Genomic DNA, 19,239 nt, shown 5'->3' with positions numbered 1-19,239 from the left:
GTACACCGGCGCATTCGGCGCGTACCCGTTCGTTACGAGTGCGTCACTCGCAGGCCATTGGCCGGTTTCCGGTCCAGTCCAGGGGGGCATCCACTCCCTGGCGTGGGGCAAAGGAGGTCTCGGGGGTGGCGTTGGTGGTGGCACAGGAAGTGCCCACGTCGTCGAGCATGGCCGTACCCCATGGCCCTGCGGGCGTGGGTCAGGCACGGCACCGGATGCGTGAGCAGTTGCGCAGCCACGGGGTGCCCGATTCGGTCGTCGACGATGCTGTATTGATCCTTTCCGAACTGCTCAGCAACGCCTGCCGGCACGGCAGGCCGCTGGGCCGGCACACCGACGTGGGAGACGGCGACGTGCGCGCCGCCTGGCGCGTCGACAGAACGGGCGGGCTGACCGTCGAGGTGACGGACGGAGGCGGTCCGACCCGGCCGGTTCCGGCCACTCCGTCGGTGACCGCTCGCGGCGGCCGGGGGCTCAACATCATCAGCGCCCTCGCCGAGGAATGGGGCGTACGTGACGACTCGTCCGGCGAGGTCACGGTCTGGGTGCTGGTCAACGAGGGGCACGGCAGCCCCGACGAACGGCCGGGCGCCCGGAGCAATGGACGGGCCCCGGGCGTGACACGGCTGCCGGGCGGCGGCTCGGGAGCGACCGGTGCGGCAGACCTCGAGGGGCTGGACTTCGCCGGCGCGTTCGACGACGCGGGCTGAAGCCGGGCGGCGCACCGCGACGACGGGGCACCCGAGGAACTGCCAGTGGCGGGCCGTTCGTCCTGCGCGCAGGCCCCGGCAAGCGCGGTCTCCAGGCTGCGCCCCGGCTCCGTGCCGACAGGCAACCGGCACGACGGAGCCCCGCGGCGGCGCCGTGTCCGCAGGTCCCGGGTCGTCCGTGCCCCCGGACGGCGCACGGGCGGCTAGGCTCGCGGCCCAGACCGCACTGTCGCAATCGGGAGAAAGCCCACCATGGCGAAGAAGCGCCCTCAGACCAAGGCCGGGAAGCAGCAGCTCACGGACGGCGAGATCCCGGTGGTCGGGGCTCGTGAGCCCTGCCCGTGCGGTTCGGGCCGCCGATACAAGGCCTGTCACGGCCGCGCCGCCGCCCAGGCCGTGGCCGAGTTGGTCCAGCGCCCCTTCCAGGGGCTGGCCGGCGAGTGCGACTGGGTCGCACTGCGTGAACTGGTGCCCGCCGCCACGGTCGAACTGACGCTGAAGGGCGGACTGCCCGAGGGCGTGCCGTCGGTGACGCTCGCCACCGTCCTCCCGATGGCGTGGCCCGCACTGCGCCGCGACGACGGTTCGGTCCTGCTCGCCCTGCAGAACGACACCTCATCGGGCGACCTCAGCCGCGACCTCGCCGACACCCTCCAGCGAGCACTGGAGGCCGAGCCCGGCTCGCCCGTCGCCGCCAGGCGCGTACCCGCCGAAGGGCCCCGGCTCCAGGACGTCCTGGACGCCGACGCACCGTTCGCGCCGGTCGTGCACCCGGGCTTCGAGTTCTGGGTACCGGACGCGGAGAACGCCACGGCCGAGGTGTCCGCGTCCCTGGAGCGCGCCAATGACGCGGCGATCCCGACCGTCCTCCTCTCCGGGGTGGACGCCGCCTACTGGTGCGAGACCCCGGAGAAGAACCACCTGCGCTGGGTCATGCCGCACCCCGAGGAGCAGCTCCTCGACGCCCTCGCCCGGCTGCACGCCGCCGGCGCCTCGTCGCTCGGCGAGGGGACCCGGCTGGTCGGTTCCTTCCGCGCGCACGGCCTGATGGTCCCGGTCTGGGACCTGCCGAGCGCCATGGGTGCCGAGGAGTGCGAGAAGCCCGCCGCCGCGTTCGCGGAGCGGCTCGCAACGGCGCTCGCTTCGGACACGCCGCTCACGGCCGAGGAGCGGCGGGCGCGTGGCGGGCTCACCAACCGCCAAGTGACCCTCAGCTGACAGTGACCATCACCCGGACCGTACGGTGACACCCGTCACAACTCACCGTACTCACAGGTAAATCGCTGTCCGAATACGCGAGATCGAATTTGCGAACGGCAGATCTCTTGTTACCGTTCTAGAAGCCCGGTCGCTGGTGCATCCCCCGTCGCCAGCGATCGGGCATCCTCATGTCCGGGCCCGGCGCGCACGGCGCACCACGCGGCGCACGAACCGCGCACAGGCCCCGCACAGGCCCCCTGGACAAGCCTCGGCGTCACATCCGACCCGGTCCCGCCCCCTGCCGCCCTTCACGCGTCCCCGCGACGGCTTCAGGAGTGGCGCGGCGTCAACCCGCCGCCGAGGGAGCCTGGTTGGACCCGGCGTCGACAACGGCGCCGCGCGGTCACCGGACCGCTCGGTATCGGACAGAAGTCGCCGGCCGGCTCCCTTTCCGAATACGCCACGAAGCAACTCCCGAAGAGATCTTCGAAGACAGTTCGAACGGCTTTCGGAAGGCGCATCAGAAAGCCGACCACCGGCGGACTTTGCATCGGCAGACTTTGCATGACCGAAACAGCCCTCAACGTATGACCGAAACAGCCGCATCGATCACCTCACCCGGAAGTGAAACGCCAGGGATCCGACAACGCTCAGCAATGAAGGCGGAGCGAGAAGAACGGAAACGGATCAAGAACGGAAGCGGCACGGCGAACGCCCGCCACCGCGGCCACACCGGACCCGACATTCCCGCGGCATCCGGCCGCCCACCCCCTCGGCCCGACAGCCCGAACCGGCCCGCCAGGCCGAACCCGCGCGGCCACCTGAACCGGCACCCTTGGCCTGGAATCCGGCCCGTCAGTCCGAACCCGACCGTCATCGGCCGGCATCGGCCGGCAGCCCGTCGGTCAGTACGCGAGCCGGCTTCCGCCGTCCGGGGCACTGTTGCTCGCCTGGACCAGCGCGTCCAGAACCGCCCCCACATCCGGCAGCCACGGCGACGCCACCGCCCGGACCGGCGCTCCACCCCCGGGGCCCGGCCGGAAATCCCGGTCCGGCGCCCGCTCCCAGCGCACCTGCCCCGTGCCGATCTCGGACGGCGGAAGAACGAGATAACCGCCCTCACCGTGGAACCGCAGCGAACTGGGCACCCAGTCCTGGGCGTGCAGCAGTTCACCGAGCCGTTCGAGGGTGTACGGAGCGACCAGCAGCGACCATCGGGTCGGCGTCGCCACCACGGGGCCGAGCCGCATGCCCATCCGGTCGAGCTCGGTCAGCGCGCGGGCCCCGGCCACCGCCGGCAGGCTCAGTGCGCACGGCGCACGCCCGCCCGTGGCCAGCAGTACCGGCGCGGCGGGCCGGTTCGTCCACCACCAGCGCACCATCCGGGCGTCGGTCGTCGCGGCGAGCAGTCCGGGGTCGAAGGGGTGCGCGCCGGGCACGGCGCACTCGGGATCGGGACAGGCACAGCCGCGGCCACGCTCACCACGACTGCCGGCGGGCTGGAGGCCCACCCCTGGGAGCACGGGCCACTGCCATGCGGTGGCGCAGGTCAGGGCCGCGTCCAGACGCGCGGTCCCGCCCCTGCGTCCGAACCGCATCCTGCGTCGCCTTCCGAGGATCTCGCGCATGAGCGCTCGTTCCTTTCCGTTGAACGCCGAGGGTCCACATCACACCACGCGCGCGTTACACCACGTGTGCGGAATTTCACTGTGTGTACATGCTCGTCGAGCCTGCGGTACGGGTTGGTCTTCGGTACCGAGCGTGAGCTGTGCCGAGCCGAATCGAGCCGGTTCCAGTCGAAATCATGGCGAGGTGCAGGGCGCTTGCCGCGCCTGCCGTCCGTCGTGCAGCCCCGCCACTCGGGGAGGGGGTGCGGCCGTCACAGGTGAGGACGCCCGGGCCCGCCGTCAGGTTCCGGAGGCGGTCAGGACCACCCCTGGTCATCTACAGATTTAGGTACCCAGCATGCCCGGAATGACGCTACCCCTGGGACTTCCCCCCAGGGGCAACCACCGGTCGAGCAGACCCAGTCGACCGCAAATGACCACCACAGGGTGCAGTTTTTGGCCAAGTTACTTACCCCTTGGACACCACAAAACCCATAGGGACAATGCTGGACATCGCCTTACTTGTGCGTGTACATGTGGATGCACTGATAGCGGCGCAGAATGACATGGGGGTTTGCGATGCTATTCGACGAAACAAACCAGTCGGAAAGCCGGCGACCATGAGCGCCCCACACCTGCCGAAAGTGGCTGGAATCAATCCCACAGTTCCGGTTTCGGCGCACACTGCCGGGCCTCTCTCCGAGGTACCGGCCGCGCCCGGCGCCTTCATCCAGGACCGTCTGGCCGGCTGGGTCTCCGACCTCACCACGCTGCACGAGCTCACGGAACGGCTGGCCAGAACCAGCACCCTCGACGACGCCCTGCACGAGCTTCTCGACGCCGGGGCCGCTCTGGTCGGCGCCCGTCGCGGACTGATCGTCTTCGAACCGTCCGACCTCCGCGGCCCCGTCAGCACCATCGGTCTCGGGCTGGCCCACGCGGAGCTCGGCCAGATCGAGACAGTGCCGAGGAGTGCCACCTCCTACGGCCGCATCCTGGAAGGTCTGCCCAACGCCGACGGTCCGCTGACCACCCCCGATCTGCTCGGCGACACCAGCCTGGACCCCCGCAGGCGCGAGGTCGCCGCCCGCCTCGGCTACGCCGCCAGCTACGCGCTGCCGATCACCACCGAGCGCACCGGACGGCTTGGCGCCGCGGTCTGGCTCTACGACGAACCCGCCGAACCGCTGGAGCGTCAGCGCCATCTCGTGGGGCTGTACGCCGGGTACGCGGCCGAGCATCTGGCCCGCCTGCTGGAACTGGAGCGGGCCAGGACCGACGTCGCCACCATCACCGAGGAACTTCTGCCCAGTCGGCTGCCCCGCGTGCCCGGCGTGCAGCTGGCCGTACGCCATCACGCCGCACCGCAGAGCGGCAGCGACTGGTACGACGCTCTGGCCCTGCCGGAGGGTGCGCTCGGCCTCTCCGTGGGCTCCGTCGGCGGCTCCGGTCCCAGCGCCCTGGCCGCCATGGGACGGCTGCGCGCGGGCCTGCGGGCGTACGCGGTGATGGAAGGCGAGGATCCGGTCGCCGTGCTCTCCGACCTCGAACTCCTGATGCGGCTGACCGAGCCGGCCCGTTCAGCGACCGCGCTCTTCGCCTACTGCGAGCCCGCCCGCCACAAGATCCTGCTGGCCGGTGCCGGGCACACCCCGCCACTGATCGTCGGCGACCGGCGCACCGAGTTCGTCGAGACCACCCTCTCCGCCCCGCTGGGCATGCTGGCCTGCTGGGAGGCGCCGAGTGTGGAGATCGTCCCGGCGCCCGGCGAGACGGTCCTGCTGTACACCGACGGCCTGCTGCGCCGCGCCGGTGACTCGATGGACCGGGCATTCGCACGGCTTCACTCGGCTGCGGCGAGCGTCCCGAAGGCGCTGCGCCACGACGCCGGATCGGTCGCCGACCACGTGGTGCGCACCGTTCTGCCCGACGGGATCGACCAGGGCGACGGCACCGAGGACGTGGTCCTGCTCGCGGCCCGCTTCGACTGAGCCGTCCCACACCCGCCGGTATCGGCGGGCCACCCTGTGTAAGAGGTCTTCCGGCCCTGGGCCCCCTTCCGTACGCCCGTACGATGGAGGGGGTCCAGTGTCGTATCAAGGAGAGACAAGTCGTGTCTGAGGAGCTCACCCCGGAGAACCCGGAGACCGAAGAGACAGAACCGGTCAAGCAGCGGAAGAACGGCCTGTACCCGGGCGTCTCCGATGAGCTCGCCGCGAGCATGAAGTCCGGTTGGGCCGACACCGAGCTGCACGGCCTGGAGCCGATCGCCCAGGCCGGACACACCGCCGACCGCCGTGCCGCACTGTCGGCGCGCTTCCCGGGCGAGCGGCTGGTCATCCCGGCCGGCCGCCTGAAGACCCGGTCCAATGACACCGAGTACGCCTTCCGCGCCTCCACCGAGTACGCGTACCTCACCGGCGACCAGACCCAGGACGGCGTCCTGGTCCTGGAGCCGAAGGGCGACGGCCACGAGGCGACCGTCTACCTGCTGCCGCGCTCCGACCGGGAGAACGGCGAGTTCTGGCTCGACGGCCAGGGCGAGCTGTGGGTCGGCCGCCGTCACTCGCTGACCGAGGCCGAGAAGCTGCTGGGCATCCCGGCGAAGGACGTCCGCGAGCTGCCCGCCGCGCTGACCGAGGCCACCGGCCCGGTCCGTAACGTCCGCGGTCACGACGCCGGCATCGAAGCCGCGCTGACCGACAAGGTCACCGCGGAGCGTGACGAGGAGCTGCGGGTCTTCCTCTCCGAGGCGCGCCTGGTCAAGGACGCCTTCGAGATCGCCGAGCTGGAGAAGGCCTGCGACATCACCGCGCGCGGTTTCGAGGACGTCGTGAAGGTCCTCGACAAGGCCGAGGCGACGAGCGAGCGCTACATCGAGGGAACGTTCTTCCTCCGCGCCCGCATCGAGGGCAACGACATCGGCTACGGCTCGATCTGCGCCGCGGGCCCGCACGCCACCACCCTGCACTGGGTGCGCAACGACGGTGCGGTGCGCTCCGGCGAACTGCTGCTGCTCGACGCCGGCGTGGAGACCAACGACCTCTACACCGCCGATGTGACCCGCACGCTTCCCATCAACGGCACGTTCACGCCGCTGCAGCGGAAGATCTACGACGCGGTGTACGAGGCGCAGGAGGCGGGCATCGCCGCGGTGAAGCCCGGAGCGGACTTCCGCGACTTCCACGACGCCGCGCAGCGCGTGCTCACCGAGAAGCTCGTCGAGTGGGGTCTGTTCGGCGACCTGTCCGTGGACAAGGTCCTGGAGCTGGGCCTCCAGCGCCGCTGGACGCTGCACGGCACCGGTCACATGCTCGGCATGGACGTCCACGACTGCGCCGCCGCGCGGACCGAGTCGTACGTCAACGGGACGCTGGAGCCCGGTGTGTGCCTCACCGTCGAGCCCGGCCTCTACTTCCAGGCCGACGACCTGACGGTTCCCGAGGAGTTCCGCGGCATCGGTGTCCGGATCGAGGACGACATCCTCGTCACCGAGGACGGCAACCGGAACCTCTCGGACAAGCTGCCGCGACAGGCCGACGAGGTCGAGGCGTGGATGGCCCGGCTCAAGGGCTGATCCTGCGCCGTGAGGGCGCCCTGCTCAGGACACCATGAGCAGGGCGCCCTCCCGCCATTTCAGGACCTTGTCGAAGCTCACCACCGCGCCGCCGTGCCCCGGCCGGTTGCCGAAGTGGACGTGATCGGCGAGCTGCTCGATCAGGCAGAGACCCCGCCCGTTCTCGGCGGTGAGCGGTGAGCACTCGGCGTACTGCGTTCCGTGCGACTGCCTCGTGTCGTGCGGCAGCGTCGCCTCGTGCTGCTGCGGTTCGTGCTGCCGACTCGATTGATGTTGCTGATGCGCTTCGTGCTGCTGTGCGGCGGTGCGAAGTACGCGCCTGGCGGGGAAGCCCGGTCCTGAATCGGCGACTTCGATACGACATTTCTCGCCGTCCAGATACGCGGTGACCCGGTACTGCCCGCAGGCAGCAGCGGACGGCTCCTCCCAGGCGTCCCAGGGCTCTGCGACATCGCCCCCGGCGCCATGGGCCCCGCCGTGCTCGACGGCGTTGGCACAGGCTTCGCTCAGGGCGAGCGACAGGTCGAAGGAGATGTCCGGATCCACGCCCGCGGATTCCATCGTGCCGAGCAGGAACCGACGGGCGAGCGGAACGCTCGCAGCTTCGCGCCGCAAATGGAGTGACCACCAGATGCTCATGCTCCAGCCTCCTGGCTGCGGCTCGACATACCGATACGTATTGCCGCCCGAGGCCATTCGTAAGCACGGACGGGATGTGAGACCGCTCATTCGGCGGATACCCGCACTCGCCACACCTGTGCTCCCCCGGCCCACAGAACCGTTCTGCCCCGTCCGTAACCGGTCCGAACGGCCCGGCTCCCGCCTATTCGGGCGGAAGACGACCTTCCGGACCTGCCGTATGAAGGCAAGGGACGCAGTGGGATGATGTCCCGGCCATGACTACGTCTGTGGGACGCGTCGGAGCCGGTATGCGGCTGCTGAGGGCCGCGGTGTTCGCCGCGGTCTGTGTCGCGTTGTCCGCAGCCGGGCACGCGCTGGCCGCCTGCGCGACCGTCCCCTGGTGGACGCTGCTCGCCGGATTCCTGGGAATCCTCGCAGTGGCGGTGCCTCTCGCCGGACGCGAACGCTCACTGCCTTCCATCGCCGCGGCCCTGGCCGGCGGACAGATCGTCCTGCACACGCTCTTCGGTGTGGGTACGCACACCGCCTCGCCCCGGGTCCCGGCCGGCGAGGACGCGCTGATCCGGTTCGCGGCAAGCCTCGTCTGCGGCGCCGGGCCCGACCGGTTGAACGCCGCCGACGCCCACCGCATCGTCACCACCGCGGGCATCGACCCGGCCTCGGTGACCGAGCAGACCCATCAGCACGTGATGACCGCCGCCTCCGGTGGCTCGGCCGACTTTGCCGGGATGCTGCCGGACCTGCCCATGCTGCTCGGTCATCTGCTGGCCGCACTGGCGGCCGGCTGGCTGCTGCGACGTGGTGAGATCGCCCTGTTCCGCCTCGCCCGACTGTCGCTCCACGGCGCCCAGCAGGTGGCGGCCGGGGCCCGGTTGCGGGCGTTGCGCGCCGCGCTTGTCCTCGTGGCCGCGCTGCGCGCCGGACTTCCCGGCGGACCGACGACCGGGCCACGCATCCCCCGTACCGCCGTGGACGCACCGTCCCCCGCCACCGGGGATCCTCTGCAGCACATGGTGATCAGGCGCGGGCCCCCGCCCGTACTCACCCTCGCAGCCTGACGCGACGCCCTCTCCACGCGATGCCCGCGCAACGCGACCCACACCACGCACCCCTGCGGTGCCGGTACAGGTCTTCGTGCGCACGCCGCTCGTGAGGAAGAAGAGGTGTCGCGATCCCGTCGCGCACCCGCGCGCCGGGGCACCCTTCCTTCGTGCATCTGTGGAGTGATCCCTGCCATGAACGTTTCCCGCATCGCCCTCGCCGGCGGCGTCGCCGCGTCCACCGTGCTGATCCTCGCCGGTACGGCCTCCGCCCACGTCAGCGTCCAGCCGCAGGGCGAGGCCGCCAAGGGCGGTTACGCCGTCATCAACTTCAAGGTCCCCAACGAGCGCGACGACGCCGCGACGACCAAGCTCGAGGTCAACTTCCCGGCCGACCACCCGTTGGCGTCCGTCATGCCGCAGCCCGTGCCCGGCTGGGACATCAAGGTCACCACGAGCAAGCTGGCCAAGCCGCTCGACATGCACGGCAAGAAGATCAACGAGGCCGTCTCCAAGGTCACCTGGACCGCGGACGGCAGCAAGATCGAGCCCGGCCGCTTCCAGCAGTTCCCGCTCTCGGTCGGCCAGCTCCCGGAGGACGCCGACCAGCTGGTGTTCAAGGCCATCCAGACGTACGACAACAAGGAGGTCGTGCGCTGGATCGAAGAGCAGAAGGACGGCGCGGAGGAGCCCGAGAGCCCCGCCCCGGTCCTCAAGCTGACCGCGGCAACCGAGGACGCGCACGGCGCCACTGCCGCCTCCGGATCGGACTCCGCCGACAAGAACGCCACGGCGGAGCACGCCAAGGACGAGCAGACGACGGCTTCGGCGTCCTCCTCCAGTGACACCACGGCCCGTGTGCTCGGCATCGTCGGCATCGTCATCGGTGTCGCGGGCGTCGCCTTCGGCATCCTGGCCGGCCGTCGGCGTACCGCCTGATCAACCAAGCCCCGCCCGTACACCGACCCATCAGGAACAGTGCTCCATGGTTAAGAAGTCTGTGCTGGCCGCGGCGCTCGTCGCCGCGGCCGCGCTCACCCTGTCCGCCTGCGGCGGCAGTGACAACGACAGCAAGAAGCCCATCGCCGACGTGTCGGTGGAGGCGAAGACCCAGGCCGCGACGGTGCTCGACCAGCCGTTCACCAAGCCGAATCTCGTCCTGACCGACACACACGGCAAGAAGTACGACCTGCGCGAGCAGACCAAGGGCAAGCCGACGCTCATCTACTTCGGCTACACCAACTGCCCCGACGTCTGCCCGCTCATCATGAGCAACATCGCGATCGCCAAGAAGTCCCTCGCCAAGGCCGACCAGGAAAAGCTCCAGGTCGTCTTCGTCACCACCGACCCGGAGCGGGACACCCCGGCCTCGCTGGGCTCCTGGCTCAAGTCCCAGGACCCGTCCTTCATCGGTCTCACCGGTGACTTCCCGACCATCCAGGCGGGCGCCCGGCAGATCGGCATCGGTATCGACGCGCCGAAGAAGGAGAAGGACGGCACGGTCGTCTCGATGCACGGCTCCCAGGTCATCGCCTTCTCACCGAAGACCGACAAGGGGTACGTGCTGTACAGCGAGGACACCACGCCCGACGACTACACCAAGGACCTCCCCAAGATCGTCAAGGGGGAGAACCCGTGAACCGCCGCACCACCCTCGCCGGCGTCCTGGCCATCTCCACGGGTCTGACGCTGGCGGGGTGCTCGTCCTCGGACGGCAAACCGGAGCTGAAGGTCATGGGCGCTTTCATGCCGCAGCCCGTCAACGACATGGCCGCGGCCTTCCTCGTCGTGCGGAACAACGGCGGCAGCTCCGACCGGCTCACCTCGGTCACCAGTCCGCTCTCGGACGACGTCACGATCCACGAGACGAAGAACCAGGCCATGCGCATGGTGTCGTCCTTCGACGTACCCGCGGGCGGTGAGCTCGATCTGGAACGCGGTGGAAACCACATCATGTTCATGAAGCTCAAGCAGCAGCCCAAGCAGGGCGAGACGGTGTCCGTGGAACTGCACTTCGAGAAGGCCGGCCCCATCAAGGTCGACCTTCCCGTGAAGGAGACCACCCACAACCCGAAGAAGCAGTGAGGGACTGACACACCATGACAGCCACCGCCCCGCCCTTCGGACCGGTCCCGTCCGCGTCCGCCCTGCGCAGGCCGCTCACCGTCGCCGGACTCATCGCCGCGCTGACCGGCGTGGTGTTCGGCCTGCTGCTGGCCTTCGCGGGCCCCGCGTCGGCGCATGCCGCGCTCACCGGGAGCGATCCGCAGGACGGGGCGGTGGTCGCCGCCGCGCCCAAGGCAGTCACCCTCACCTTCTCCGAGCAGGTTGCCATGGGGGAGGGCTCCATCCGGGTCCTGGACCCCGCCGGAAAGCGCGCGGACACCGAGGACGCCCCGCGCGATCTGCACAGCGGCTCCACCGTGAAGTACGGCGTCTCCCTGCACACCGGGCTGCCCGACGGTACGTACACCGTTGCCTGGCAGGCCGTCTCCGCCGACAGCCATCCCGTCTCCGGAGCCTTCACCTTCTCCATCGGCGCCCCCTCCGAGACCACCGTCGCCCTCCCGGACAACGAGGCCGGCGGCGGCCTCGTCGGCACGCTCTACGGCATCGCCCGCTACGCCGCGTACGCCGGCTTCATCGTGCTCGCGGGCGGCGCAGCCTTCGTACTGGCCTGCTGGCAGCGCGGGGCGGGCGCCCGCCCGCTCCAACGCCTCGTCGTCCGCGGCTGGATGACCCTCACCGCGGCCACGATCGCGATGCTGCTGCTGCGCAGCCCCTACACCGGTTCCGGAAAGCTCGGCGACGCCTTCGACCTCGACGGGCTGAAGGCCGTCCTGGACACCAAGCCCGGCGCCGCGCTCGTATCGCGACTGCTGCTGCTCGGTGCCAGTGCGCTGTTCATCGCGGTGCTGTTCGGGGCGTACGCGAAGCGCGAGGACGAACGCGAGAAGAAGGACCTCGCTTTCGGGCTCGCCATCGGAGGCGCGGTCGTCGCCGCCGGGATCGCCGGGACCTGGGCGCTGGCCGAGCACGCGTCGACCGGGATCCAGCCAGGCATCGCCATGCCGGTCGACGTACTCCACCTGCTGGCCGTCGCCACCTGGCTGGGCGGGCTCACGGCCCTGCTGGTCGCGCTGTACCGCACCCCTGACATCACGGCCGCCGCGGTACGGCGTTTCTCCCGGATCGCGTTCATCAGCGTGCTCGTGCTCACCGCCACCGGGATCTACCAGTCCTGGCGCCAGGTCGGCTCCTGGTCCGCACTGACCGGCACGGGGTACGGACAGCTGCTGCTCGTGAAGGTGGGGCTGGTCGCCGTCCTCGTCGGGGTCGCCTGGATCTCGCGCCGGTGGACCGCCCGGCTGGCGACGGGTGGGGACGCGGAAGCCCCGGCCGGTGGAGCCGCGGAGGCTCCGGCGGGTGGCGCGGAAGCCGCGGCGGATGGAGGCGCGGATACCCCCACTGCAACCGCCACTGCCGGCACCGCGAGCAGGGACGAAGAGGAGGAGGGGGCCGTCACCCAGACTCCGGAGCCGGCCGCCCCCGAGGATCCCGCGCGTGCCGCCCAGCTCGCGCGGCAGCAGGCCGCCGTGGCGACCACGGAGAGGAAGCGGATACGTGACGCCGACCCTGACCGGTCCGGCCTGCGCCGCTCGGTGCTGGCCGAAGTGGGGGTCGCGGTAGCCCTGCTGGCGGTGACCACCATCCTCACCTCGACCGAACCCGGCCGTACCGAGGAGGAGGCGGCACGCTCGTCGGCACCGGCCGCCGCGCCCGTGGCAAGCGGCCCCGTCAACCTCACCCTGCCCTTCGACACCGGCGGCAAGAACGGCAAGGGCACGGTCCGCATGGACCTCGACCCCGGGCGTACCGGAGCCAACGTGGTGCACCTCTGGATCGACGACATCGACGGGAAGGCCATGGACGTCCCCGAGGTGAAGCTCGCCTTCACCCTGAAGTCCAAGGACATCGGGCCCCTGCCGGCTCTCCCCGTCCGGCTGACCGAAGGGCACTGGACCTCCACCGGGATCCAGATCCCGATCGCGGGCGACTGGAGCGTCGCGGTCACCGTGCGGACCTCGGACATCGACCAGACCACGGTCGACAAGAACGTGAAGATCGGCTGAGCAGGACCGTGAGCGGAAACAAGACGAACAGCACAGCCGCGTCGAGCAGTGCGGCCAGCAGGAACACGGGCACGGGTGACGGCGGCCCACCGGCGACCGGTGCGATCTCCCGGCGGCGGCTGCTCGGCACCGCGGGAGCGGCCGGTGCCACCGGCCTCGTCCTCGGGGCGGCAGGCGGCGCCACCGGCTATGCCGCTGCCCAGGACGAGGCGCCGGCCGCGCTGGCCTCCGTCGGCTCCACCGAGGTGATGTTTCACGGGAAACATCAACCGGGGATCACCACTCCGCTTCAGGCCCGCGGCCACCTCGTCGCCTTCGACCTGGCCCCCGGAGCCGGGCGCAAGGAGGCGGCGGCCCTGATGCGCCGCTGGTCGGCCGCGGCACAGCGGCTGATGGCCGGTGAACCCACCGGCGGCGCGGCGGACAGTACGGGGCACGACACCGGTATCGCGCTGGACGCCGGGCCGTCCTCGCTGACCGTCACCTTCGGCTTCGGCGCCACCTTCTTCGAACGGACGGGACTGACGGGTCACCGCCCGCCCGGGCTCGACCCGCTGCCGCCGTTCTCCGCCGATCATCTCGACGCCGGCCGGTCCAACGGCGACCTCTGGGTACAGATCGGAGCCGATGACGCACTCGTCGCCTTCCACGCGTTGCGGGCCGTGCAGAAGGAGGCGGCTTCGACGGCCACCGTGCGCTGGCAGATGGACGGCTTCAATCGCACCCCTGGTGCCACCGCGAAGCCGATGACCGCCCGCAACCTCATGGGCCAGATCGACGGCACCGGCAACCCGAAGCCGGCCGACAGCGACTTCGACCGACGCGTTTTCGTGGCGGAGGACGGCGGTGCAGCCGCGTACGACTGGCTGGTGGGCGGCTCGTACGCGGTCGTCCGGCGGATCAGGATGCTGCTCGACGACTGGGAGAAGCTCCCGGTGGAGCGTCAGGAACGGGTCATCGGCCGGCGCAAGGCGGACGGCGCCCCGCTCAGCGGGGGCACCGAGACCACCGAGATGGACCTCGACAAGGCGGGTCCCGACGGCAAGCTCCTGATTCCCGACAACGCTCACGCCCGGATCTCCTCCCCCGAGCGCAACAGCGGCGCGGCCATGCTGCGGCGCCCGTTCTCGTACCACGACGGCATCTCCTCGGACGGCACCCCGGACGCCGGACTGCTGTTCATCTGCTGGCAGGCGGATCCGCTGCGCGGCTTCGTCCCCGTGCAGCGCAAACTCGACCGGGGCGACGCCCTGTCCCCGTTCCTCCGCCACGAGGCGAGCGGCCTGTTCGCGGTGCCGGGCGGCGCGGCGGACGGGGAGTACGTGGGACAACGACTCCTGGAGTCTTGAGCCACGCGAGGGGGCGGGCAGCGGGCCTCGGAGCCCTGAGCAACCGCGGGTGGCAGCGGGCGCCCCACCCCGGCGCGGGGCAGCACGTACTGGAGTTCCGAGCCATCCCGGCGCATTAGGGTGACGGTATGTCCGCCACGCGCTACGCCTATCTCGGCCCTGAGGGCACCTTCACCGAGGTCGCCCTCCGTACGCTCCCGGAAGCCGCCACCCGCGAACTCGTCCCGATGGTCTCCGTACCGGCGGCACTGGACGCGGTGCGCAACGGCACGGCCGCCGCGGCCCTCGTACCGATCGAGAACTCCGTCGAGGGCGGCATCACCACCACGCTCGATCAGCTGACCACCGGCGAACCGCTGATGATCTACCGCGAAGTGCTCCTCTCCATCACCTTCGCGCTGCTCGTGCGTCCCGGCACCAAGCTGTCCGACGTCAAGACGGTCACCGCGCACCCGGCCGCGCAGCCGCAGGTACGCAACTGGATGGCGGCCCATCTCCCCCAGGCCGTATGGGAGTCGGCGGCATCCAACGCGGACGGCGCACGGCTCGTGCAGGAGGGGCGGTACGACGCCGCCTTCGCCGGTGAGTTCGCCGCGGCGACCTACGGGCTCGAACCACTGGTGACCGAGATCCACGACGCGGAGAACGCCCAGACCCGCTTCGTGCTGGTGGGCCGCCCGGCCAGGCCGGCGGCGCCGACCGGTGCGGACAAGACCTCCGTGGTCATCTGGCTGGGGGAGGACCACCCCGGCGCGCTGCTCGAACTGCTCCAGGAGTTCGCCGTACGCGGGGTGAACCTGATGCTGATCCAGTCCCGGCCGACGGGCGCGGGAATCGGTAACTACTGCTTCGCGGTGGATGCCGAAGGCCATATCTCCGACCGCCGGGTCGGCGAGGCTCTGATGGGTCTGAAGCGGATCTGCCCGAAGGTGCGGTTCCTCGGCTCCTATCCGCGAGCCGGTGTGACACCGGCGGACGTACGGCCCTTGCGTGCGGGTACGTCGGACGAGGCGTTCACCGAGGCCTCCGACTGGCTGGCGCGGAATCAGGACGGCCGGGCCTGAGAGCCTGGACCCTCCGAACACCCGCGACTTCCCTCGGCACAGAAGGCAATCCGGTCACTCTGGCCGCTTCGGTCGCTCCGGCGGTTGTGGGCCCTCCGGCGGCGGGACCTCCGACGATCGCGGGTGCGCCAGGCGTTTCGGTCCGGGAGGGCCGACCACCCCTCCCGCCGAGCGCACGCTACCCACACACCCGGTGCGATCAGCCGATTGTCCTCCGTGGAAAGTTATCCACAGGCGCACGTCTCGACCTGGGGACAAGTCGACACCGCAATGCGACATGGTCGACAAATCTGCCCACCTCGCTCAGATCGGTCCACAGGCCGATGGGTCGCCCCTTGTCAGCTCAATTCCATTGATCAACTCTTTAGGGCGAGGAATTCCCACCCGAACGAGCGCGCGAAGGGGGTTTGAACCGTGAATCCACGAGCCGGCATGCGGCTTTCGGAATGATCTACTCCATGTCCACAGACCTTCCTCACAGCCTGTGGATAACTTTCCCGAACCGCCCACCCCTGTGGACAAGCGACGGCCAACTCCCCTTTCAGGCAAGGCCGATACGTCAAGACGCATAGCCCTTCTGCCCCATTTAGGGGAATAGGGTCTCTTTCCTGACACGCCCCCTCACGCCCGCCACGGAATCCATCCCCAGCATTACCAATACCGGCAATTCGGGCAAAGTGACACGCTTGGCAATATCGGTTCGGACTACCGAAGCCGACACCGGTAGCCTGGAGGGGTGATTGACCTTCGCCTGCTTCGTGAGGACCCCGACCGTGTTCGCGCCTCCCAGCGCGCCCGTGGAGAGGACGTCGCCCTCGTCGACGCCCTTCTCTCCGCCGATGAGCGGCGCAGGTCGTCCGGGGTCCGGTTCGACGAACTCCGTTCCGAGCAGAAGTCGCTCGGCAAGCTCATTCCCAAGGCCTCCCCTGAGGAGCGCGCCGAGCTCCTGAAGCGGGCCGAGCAGCTCAAGGCCGACGTCAAAGCGGCCGACGCGACACAGAACGAGGCCGACGAGGAGACCAAGAGCCTGCTGCTGCGGCTCGGCAACATCGTCCACACGGACGTGCCGGTCGGCGGCGAGGAGGACTTCGTCGTCCTGGAGACGCACGGCACCATCCGCGACTTCGGCGCCGAGGGCTTCGAGCCCAAGGACCACCTGGAGCTCGGCGAGGCGCTCGGCGCGATCGACATGGAGCGCGGCGCCAAGGTGTCCGGTTCGCGCTTCTACTACCTGACGGGCGTCGGCGCACTGCTGGAGCTCGCCCTCGTCAACGCCGCGATCGCCCAGGCCACCGAGGCCGGCTTCATCCCGATGCTCACGCCCGCGCTGGTCCGCCCGCGCGCCATGGAGGGCACCGGCTTCCTCGGCCAGGCCGCGGAGAACGTGTACCACCTGGAGAAGGACGACTACTACCTGGTCGGCACCTCCGAGGTACCGCTCGCCGCGTACCACATGGACGAGATCATCGACGCGGACAAGCTGCCCCTGCGCTATGCGGGCTTCTCGCCCTGCTTCCGCCGTGAGGCGGGTACGTACGGCAAGGACACCCGCGGCATCTTCCGGGTCCACCAGTTCGACAAGGTCGAGATGTTCTCGTACGTCGACCCGGCGGACGCCGAGGCCGAGCACCAGCGTCTCCTGGACTGGGAGAAGCAGTGGCTCACCGCGCTCGGCCTGCCCTTCCAGGTGATCGACGTCGCCACCGGCGACCTCGGTTCCTCGGCATCCAGGAAGTTCGACTGCGAGGCGTGGATCCCGACCCAGGGCAAGTACCGCGAGTTGACCTCCGCCTCCAACTGCAACAGCTTCCAGGCGCGCCGGCTGTCCGTCCGCATGCGGGACAACCGCGACGGCAAGAAGGTCCTGCAGCCGCTCGCCACGCTGAACGGCACGCTCTGCGCCGTTCCGCGCACGATCGTGGCGATCCTGGAGAACCACCAACTGGCCGACGGTTCGGTACGGGTGCCCGAGGTGCTCCGTCCGTACCTGGGCGGGCGTGAGGTTCTGGAGCCGGTCGCCAAGTGACCTTTCCCTACAAGCTCGTCGCGACCGACCTCGACGGCACGCTGCTGCGTGACGACGACACGGTCTCCGAGCGCACGCGCGAGGCACTGGCCGCGGTCACCGCGGCCGGTGCGGCGTACATCATCGTCACCGGCCGCGCCGTCCCGTGGACCCGGCACATCCTGGACGACCTCGGCTACGAGGGCCTCGCGGTCTGCGGCCAGGGCGCGCAGGTCTACCACGCGGGCGAGCACAAGCTACTGACATCGCTGACGCTGGACCGGCAGCTGGCCGGCCTCGCGCTCTCCAAGGTCGAGGCCGAGGTCGGTCCGCTGGCACTGGCCGCGAGCCGCGACGGGCTCGACGGCGAAGTGCTGGTCGGCCCCGGCTACCGCGTACAGGAAGGCCCGCTTCCGGCCGTCCTCGTTGAGGACCCGGCCGAGATGTGGTCCGCCCCGCTGAACAAGGTCTACATACAGCACCCCGATCTGGACGACGACGCGCTGGCGAAGGCCGCGCGGGCGGCGGTCGGCAATCTGGTGGACGTGGTCATGGCGGGTCCGGGCGTGGTGGAGATCCTGCCGCTCGGGCTCAGCAAGGCCACCGGCCTCTCACTGGCGGCCCGTCGGCTGGGCGTGAAGGCGGCGGACACGATCGCCTTCGGCGACATGCCGAACGACATCCCGATGTTCGCCTGGGCACAGCACGGTGTGGCCATGGCCAACGCGCACGAGGACCTGAAGGCCGTCGCGCAGGAGATCACCGCGTCGAACGAGAACGACGGGATCGCCGTGGTGCTGGAGCAGTTGCTCTAGGTTTCGGCGCGGGTCGCTGAGGCGGAGGATGCGCGGATCGAACGCGCGCGGGGTTTCGGCCCCGACGACGGCTTAGCAAGCCGCTGCCTTACCACTCGGCCAATCCTCCGGGAGGGCGGCCGCGCGCCAAGCGCGGGACGACCGCCCCGGGCGTGCTGCTCGGAGCGGCGCGGCGGAGCAGTCGCTGACTACTCCGGTGCCGGCTCGGGCACGCCCTGCTGGGAGCTCGACGGACTCGGACTCTCTGTCATCGCCGCGCTCCTCTCCCGGTCTGTGGTGCCGTTCCCGGCGGGTGCCGTATCCCTTACTGTGCCGTGCCCCCGATGGCCGGTGCCACCCAATTACGGGTGGCACCGGCCATCGGGTCCTCTCAGCGGTTCCTGTTGCGGCGGCTCAGGTCCTTCAGGTTGCGTGCGAGCTCGTCCATGCGTCCGTCGAGCCGGACGATGTCCTCGGAGACCCCGCCCAGCCGCACGCTCACGGCGCCGACCACCTGATGGGTGACCTCCAGCCTCCGGTCGAGGCTGTCGAGCCGGTGCGACATCCGGTTGAGGACCGGCCCGAGCTCCTGCAGAGCGGTGCCGACTCCCGCGAGGCAGCTTTCGACCCGGGTGACGCGGTGTTCGAGCGAGGCGTACCCCGCGCGCAGGTCCTGCTCGGCATCGAGGAGATACGTTCGGACGCAGCGGGCGATGTCGCTGTCGCGAAGAAGCATGGCGACGTTGAGGACGGTCCTGCGGGTGTAGAGCGTGAGCTGGGCGTGCGCCTGTGGATAACTTTCACCCTGCCCGCCATCCAATAGGGACATCATGTCCCTATTAAAAACTCGCAGGTCAGAGCCTCGAAGCAGCCTGAGCCCGTTCTCCGCCATCTCCGTCCGATGGCGCTGGGTCACCTTTTTGACGACCTCTGTGGATACTTCGAAGTAGCGGGCCACGTCCTCGGTACGAACGTGAACTCCGTCCGGGAGCATGACAAGGCTCTTCACCTTGTCCAGGGCGTCGACGCGCCCCATCTGTTCGACGCGCAGCGCGCGTGATTCCAGCAGGGCGACTTCCGTGGGCATGGGCATGCCTTCCGTGCGTGGGTTCCGGTGC

The 19,239-nt window shown here is 70.0% G+C and carries 16 protein-coding genes and 1 tRNA gene; 13 read left to right on the top strand and 4 right to left on the bottom strand.

What is annotated here, in order from left to right; translation table 11 throughout:
- Positions 1-38 precede the first annotated feature (38 nt).
- Together SH922_RS20275 and SH922_RS20270 are read left to right on the top strand one after the other, a co-directional pair.
- Positions 39-710, top strand: coding sequence for an ATP-binding protein (locus SH922_RS20275; protein WP_393059337.1), 672 nt, complete (start codon positions 39-41; stop codon positions 708-710).
- A gap of 252 nt (positions 711-962) precedes the next feature.
- Positions 963-1,928, top strand: coding sequence for a DUF5926 family protein (locus SH922_RS20270; protein WP_393059336.1), 966 nt, complete (start codon positions 963-965; stop codon positions 1,926-1,928).
- A gap of 887 nt (positions 1,929-2,815) precedes the next feature.
- On the opposite strand, the gene SH922_RS20265 is transcribed toward SH922_RS20270, so the two are convergent.
- Positions 2,816-3,538 (bottom strand): bifunctional DNA primase/polymerase, encoded by a 723-nt coding sequence (locus SH922_RS20265; protein WP_393059335.1) that lies wholly within the window; start codon positions 3,536-3,538, stop codon positions 2,816-2,818.
- Between the two features lie 482 nt (positions 3,539-4,020).
- Here SH922_RS20265 and SH922_RS20260 point away from each other — a divergent pair, with 482 nt between their 5' ends.
- Positions 4,021-5,508, top strand: coding sequence for a PP2C family protein-serine/threonine phosphatase (locus SH922_RS20260; RefSeq protein WP_393059334.1), 1,488 nt, complete (start codon positions 4,021-4,023; stop codon positions 5,506-5,508).
- 122 nt (positions 5,509-5,630) lie between these two features.
- A complete protein-coding gene (locus tag SH922_RS20255) occupies positions 5,631-7,094 on the top strand; it encodes an aminopeptidase P family protein (RefSeq protein ID WP_393059333.1) in 1,464 nt (487 codons plus the stop codon).
- A 24-nt stretch (positions 7,095-7,118) separates the two neighbouring features.
- On the opposite strand, the gene SH922_RS20250 is transcribed toward SH922_RS20255, so the two are convergent.
- Positions 7,119-7,733 (bottom strand): ATP-binding protein, encoded by a 615-nt coding sequence (locus SH922_RS20250; protein ID WP_393059332.1) that lies wholly within the window; start codon positions 7,731-7,733, stop codon positions 7,119-7,121.
- A 257-nt stretch (positions 7,734-7,990) separates the two neighbouring features.
- Here SH922_RS20250 and SH922_RS20245 point away from each other — a divergent pair, with 257 nt between their 5' ends.
- The 9 genes from SH922_RS20245 to SH922_RS20205 all read left to right on the top strand — a co-directional run bounded on the left by SH922_RS20245 (position 7,991) and on the right by SH922_RS20205 (position 18,142).
- Positions 7,991-8,794: a hypothetical protein gene (locus SH922_RS20245; RefSeq protein WP_393059331.1), complete on the top strand. Its 804-nt coding sequence runs from the start codon at positions 7,991-7,993 to the stop codon at positions 8,792-8,794.
- Between the two features lie 177 nt (positions 8,795-8,971).
- The gene (locus SH922_RS20240) at positions 8,972-9,715 is read left to right on the top strand and encodes a YcnI family protein (protein WP_393059330.1); all 744 of its coding nucleotides are present in this window, start codon (positions 8,972-8,974) and stop codon (positions 9,713-9,715) included.
- 46 nt (positions 9,716-9,761) lie between these two features.
- The gene (locus SH922_RS20235; protein WP_393059329.1) at positions 9,762-10,415 is read left to right on the top strand and encodes an SCO family protein; all 654 of its coding nucleotides are present in this window, start codon (positions 9,762-9,764) and stop codon (positions 10,413-10,415) included.
- Positions 10,412-10,861 (top strand): copper chaperone PCu(A)C, encoded by a 450-nt coding sequence (locus SH922_RS20230; protein ID WP_393059328.1) that lies wholly within the window; start codon positions 10,412-10,414, stop codon positions 10,859-10,861. The genes SH922_RS20235 and SH922_RS20230 overlap by 4 nt, the downstream gene beginning before the upstream one ends.
- 14 nt (positions 10,862-10,875) lie before the next feature.
- Positions 10,876-12,909 (top strand): copper resistance CopC/CopD family protein, encoded by a 2,034-nt coding sequence (locus SH922_RS20225; protein ID WP_393059327.1) that lies wholly within the window; start codon positions 10,876-10,878, stop codon positions 12,907-12,909.
- Positions 12,910-12,917: 8 nt separating this feature from the next.
- The gene (gene efeB / locus SH922_RS20220) at positions 12,918-14,258 is read left to right on the top strand and encodes an iron uptake transporter deferrochelatase/peroxidase subunit (protein WP_393059326.1); all 1,341 of its coding nucleotides are present in this window, start codon (positions 12,918-12,920) and stop codon (positions 14,256-14,258) included.
- 128 nt (positions 14,259-14,386) lie between these two features.
- Positions 14,387-15,322 (top strand): prephenate dehydratase, encoded by a 936-nt coding sequence (pheA, locus tag SH922_RS20215; protein ID WP_393059325.1) that lies wholly within the window; start codon positions 14,387-14,389, stop codon positions 15,320-15,322.
- 736 nt (positions 15,323-16,058) lie between these two features.
- On the top strand, positions 16,059-17,348 hold the full coding sequence (gene serS, locus SH922_RS20210; RefSeq protein ID WP_393059324.1) for a serine--tRNA ligase: 1,290 nt from the start codon (positions 16,059-16,061) through the stop codon (positions 17,346-17,348).
- Positions 17,345-18,142, top strand: a complete 798-nt coding sequence (locus SH922_RS20205; RefSeq protein WP_393059323.1) for an HAD family hydrolase — start codon at positions 17,345-17,347, stop codon at positions 18,140-18,142. The genes serS and SH922_RS20205 overlap by 4 nt, the downstream gene beginning before the upstream one ends.
- A 22-nt stretch (positions 18,143-18,164) precedes the next feature.
- Here SH922_RS20205 and SH922_RS20200 read toward each other — a convergent pair.
- A tRNA-Ser gene (locus SH922_RS20200) sits at positions 18,165-18,251 on the bottom strand.
- Positions 18,252-18,512: 261 nt separating this feature from the next.
- On the bottom strand, positions 18,513-19,208 hold the full coding sequence (locus SH922_RS20195) for a hypothetical protein (protein ID WP_393059322.1): 696 nt from the start codon (positions 19,206-19,208) through the stop codon (positions 18,513-18,515).
- Between the last annotated feature and the right edge of the window lie 31 nt (positions 19,209-19,239).

The organism is Streptomyces sp. LN549 (genome assembly GCF_043203805.1).
Classification (GTDB): Bacteria; Actinomycetota; Actinomycetes; order Streptomycetales; family Streptomycetaceae; genus Streptomyces.
This window is presented reverse-complemented; position numbering and strand designations above follow the sequence as displayed.

Excerpts from the sequence above, each read along its gene's own strand:
- SH922_RS20195 (WP_393059322.1), bottom strand. The coding sequence starts at position 19,208 with ATGCCCACGGAAGTCGCCCTGCTGGAATCACGCGCGCTGCGCGTCGAA.
- SH922_RS20270 (WP_393059336.1), top strand. The coding sequence starts at position 963 with ATGGCGAAGAAGCGCCCTCAGACCAAGGCCGGGAAGCAGCAGCTCACG.
- SH922_RS20245 (WP_393059331.1), top strand. The coding sequence starts at position 7,991 with ATGACTACGTCTGTGGGACGCGTCGGAGCCGGTATGCGGCTGCTGAGG.
- SH922_RS20260 (WP_393059334.1), top strand. The coding sequence starts at position 4,021 with ATGCTGGACATCGCCTTACTTGTGCGTGTACATGTGGATGCACTGATA.
- SH922_RS20250 (WP_393059332.1), bottom strand. The coding sequence starts at position 7,733 with ATGAGCATCTGGTGGTCACTCCATTTGCGGCGCGAAGCTGCGAGCGTT.
- pheA (WP_393059325.1), top strand. The coding sequence starts at position 14,387 with ATGTCCGCCACGCGCTACGCCTATCTCGGCCCTGAGGGCACCTTCACC.
- SH922_RS20265 (WP_393059335.1), bottom strand. The coding sequence starts at position 3,538 with ATGCGCGAGATCCTCGGAAGGCGACGCAGGATGCGGTTCGGACGCAGG.
- SH922_RS20225 (WP_393059327.1), top strand. The coding sequence starts at position 10,876 with ATGACAGCCACCGCCCCGCCCTTCGGACCGGTCCCGTCCGCGTCCGCC.
- SH922_RS20235 (WP_393059329.1), top strand. The coding sequence starts at position 9,762 with ATGGTTAAGAAGTCTGTGCTGGCCGCGGCGCTCGTCGCCGCGGCCGCG.
- SH922_RS20240 (WP_393059330.1), top strand. The coding sequence starts at position 8,972 with ATGAACGTTTCCCGCATCGCCCTCGCCGGCGGCGTCGCCGCGTCCACC.